Annotated in this window: 1 tRNA gene and 2 rRNA genes; all 3 read right to left on the bottom strand. The window is 53.2% G+C overall.

The annotated features are described in order from the left end of the window. Positions 1-8: 8 nt before the first annotated feature. Positions 9-85 (bottom strand) — tRNA-Met (locus ACQQ2Q_RS22525). A gap of 108 nt (positions 86-193) precedes the next feature. Next, positions 194-308, bottom strand: a 5S ribosomal RNA gene (gene rrf / locus ACQQ2Q_RS22520). A 273-nt stretch (positions 309-581) separates the two neighbouring features. Continuing rightward, positions 582-3,217: ribosomal RNA gene (locus tag ACQQ2Q_RS22515) — 23S ribosomal RNA — on the bottom strand; the annotation flags it as partial.

The following is a 3,217-nucleotide window of genomic DNA, read 5'->3' as shown; positions in this document are numbered from 1 at the left end:
TTGGATTTTGGTTGCGGGGGCAGGATTTGAACCTGCGGCCTTCAGGTTATGAGCCTGACGAGCTACCGGGCTGCTCCACCCCGCGGAATAATGTTTGGACAGCAAGATGGCCGCTTTTTTTGAGCGGCCTCATTTTGGGACGAGGCCCGATTGTTTTGTGATGAGAAGATTATGATTTCATTGCCTTTTGCAGACCTGGCAGCGACCTACTCTCCCGCGTCTTAAGACGAAGTACCATTGGCGCTGGGGCGTTTCACGGCCGTGTTCGGAATGGGAACGGGTGCGGCCGCCCCGCCATAACCACCAGGTCGGCAAAGGGCAATGTTGATGCTTGGCATCAATACGGAACCGTATTGATGCTTTGCATATTGAGAAGCTGGTTGAGGTTACCCTCATTTGTCTTAGGCGAACACGTTTAGGTTTGTTTCCCTTGCAGTGATTGGACGAAGTCCGCAAGCGCAAGGCGCGTCGCCGAAGGTTCGGCGCGTGGTTCTCAGCGACGGCCCAAAGGGCCGACAGCGTGAGAACAAAACAGATGGCATCATCGAAGCCTTTGGCTTTGATGAGCATGGTCAATGAGAACGATTAAGCCGATCGAGCTATTAGTAACGGTAAGCTTCACACATTGCTGCGCTTCCACACCCGTCCTATCAACGTGGTAGTCTTCCACGGCTCTGATAGGGAATACTCGTTTTTAGGTTGGTTTCCCGCTTAGATGCCTTCAGCGGTTATCCATTCCGTATATAGCTACCCTGCTATGCCGTTGGCACGACAACAGGTCCACCAGAGATACGTCCATCCCGGTCCTCTCGTACTAGGGACAGATCCTATCAATATTCCTACACCCACGGCAGATAGGGACCGAACTGTCTCACGACGTTCTGAACCCAGCTCACGTACCGCTTTAATTGGCGAACAGCCAAACCCTTGGGACCTGCTCCAGCCCCAGGATGCGATGAGCCGACATCGAGGTGCCAAACAACCCCGTCGATATGGACTCTTGGGGGTCATCAGCCTGTTATCCCCGGCGTACCTTTTATCCGTTGAGCGATGGCCCTTCCACGCGGGACCACCGGATCACTATGACCGACTTTCGTCTCTGCTCGACTTGTCAGTCTCGCAGTCAGGCGGGCTTATGCCATTGCACTCGACGACCGATTTCCGACCGGTCTGAGCCCACCATCGCGCGCCTCCGTTACTCTTTCGGAGGCGACCGCCCCAGTCAAACTACCCACCATACACTGTCCCGGATCCGGATAACGGACCGCGGTTAGACATCCATGACGATAAGGGTGGTATTTCAAGGATGGCTCCACAAGAACTGGCGTCCCTGCTTCAAAGCCTACCACCTATCCTACACATGCCGACACGAATGCCAGTGTAAAGCTATAGTAAAGGTGCACGGGGTCTTTCCGTCTGACCGCAGGAACCCCGCATCTTCACGGGGAATTCAATTTCACTGAGTCTGCGTTGGAGACAGCGGGGAAGTCGTTACGCCATTCGTGCAGGTCGGAACTTACCCGACAAGGAATTTCGCTACCTTAGGACCGTTATAGTTACGGCCGCCGTTTACTGGGGCTTCAGTTCAAAGCTTGCACCTCTCCCTTTAACCTTCCAGCACCGGGCAGGCGTCAGACCCTATACGTCGTCTTGCGACTTCGCAGAGCCCTGTGTTTTTGATAAACAGTCGCTACCCCCTGGTCTGTGCCACCCCAAAACACTTGCGTATCCTGGGGTCACGCTTCTTCCGAAGTTACGCGTGCAATTTGCCGAGTTCCTTCAACGCAGTTCTCTCAAGCGCCTTGGTATACTCTACCTGACCACCTGTGTCGGTTTCGGGTACGGTCTATACGGTGGAGCTATTTCCTGGAACCGCTCCACTGCAACACCAATCCAATAAGGTGTTACAATTTGTGCGATCCGTCACTACCACCAGGCCCACGAATATTAACGTGGTTCCCATCGACTACGCGTGTCCGCCTCGTCTTAGGGGCCGGCTAACCCTGCTCAGATTAACTTTAAGCAGGAACCCTTGGTCTTTCGGCGAGGGGGTCTCTCACCCCCTTTATCGTTACTCATGTCAACATTCGCACTTCCGATACCTCCAGGAGCCCTCACGGGTCTCCCTTCACAGGCTTACGGAACGCTCCGCTACCACTGCAGTGACAAGTCACTACAATCCTCAGCTTCGGTGCATGGCTTTAGCCCCGGTACATTTTCGGCGCAAAGACCCTTATTTAGACCAGTGAGCTGTTACGCTTTCTTTAAATGATGGCTGCTTCTAAGCCAACATCCTGGTTGTTTTGGGATCCTCACATCCTTTCCCACTTAGCCATGACTTGGGGACCTTAGCTGGAGGTCAGGGTTGTTGCCCTCTTCACGACGGACGTTAGCACCCGCCGTGTGTCTGCCGATTAGTACTCCTCGGTATTCGGAGTTTGGTTAGGATCAGTAAGACGGTGAGTCCCCATAGCCCATCCAGTGCTCTACCCCCGAGGGTATTCGATCGACGCACTACCTAAATAGTTTTCGCGGAGAACCAGCTATCTCCGAGTTTGATTGGCCTTTCACCCCTAGCCACAAGTCATCCCGATCTATTGCAACAGATATGGGTTCGGTCCTCCAGTTGGTGTTACCCAACCTTCAACCTGCTCATGGCTAGATCACTCGGTTTCGGGTCTAATGCATCTAACTCAATCGCCCTATTAAGACTCGCTTTCGCTGCGCCTACACCTACCGGCTTAAGCTTGCTAGATACACTAAGTCGTTGACCCATTATACAAAAGGTACGCCGTCAGGCTTGCGCCCTCCGACTGCTTGTAGGCATCCGGTTTCAGGTTCTATTTCACTCCCCTTGTCGGGGTGCTTTTCACCTTTCCCTCACGGTACTGGTTCACTATCGGTCATGCACGAGTACTTAGGCTTGGAGAGTGGTCTCCCCATGTTCAGACAGGATTTCACGTGTCCCGCCCTACTCAAGGACAATCAGTGTTCTACGCCTACGGGGCTGTCACCCACTTTAGCCAAGCTTTCCAACTTGTTCGGCTTTATTCCTGATTGCCACTGGCCTGGTCCGCGTTCGCTCGCCGCTACTAACGGAGTCTCGGTTGATGTCCTTTCCTGCAGGTACTTAGATGTTTCAGTTCCCTGCGTTCGCTTCTTACCCCTATGTATTCGAAAGTAAGATACCTTATATCAATGCTTGGAAACCCAAACC

This window comes from Agrobacterium sp. ES01, assembly GCF_050320885.1.
GTDB lineage: Bacteria > Pseudomonadota > Alphaproteobacteria > Rhizobiales > Rhizobiaceae > Allorhizobium.
This window is presented reverse-complemented; position numbering and strand designations above follow the sequence as displayed.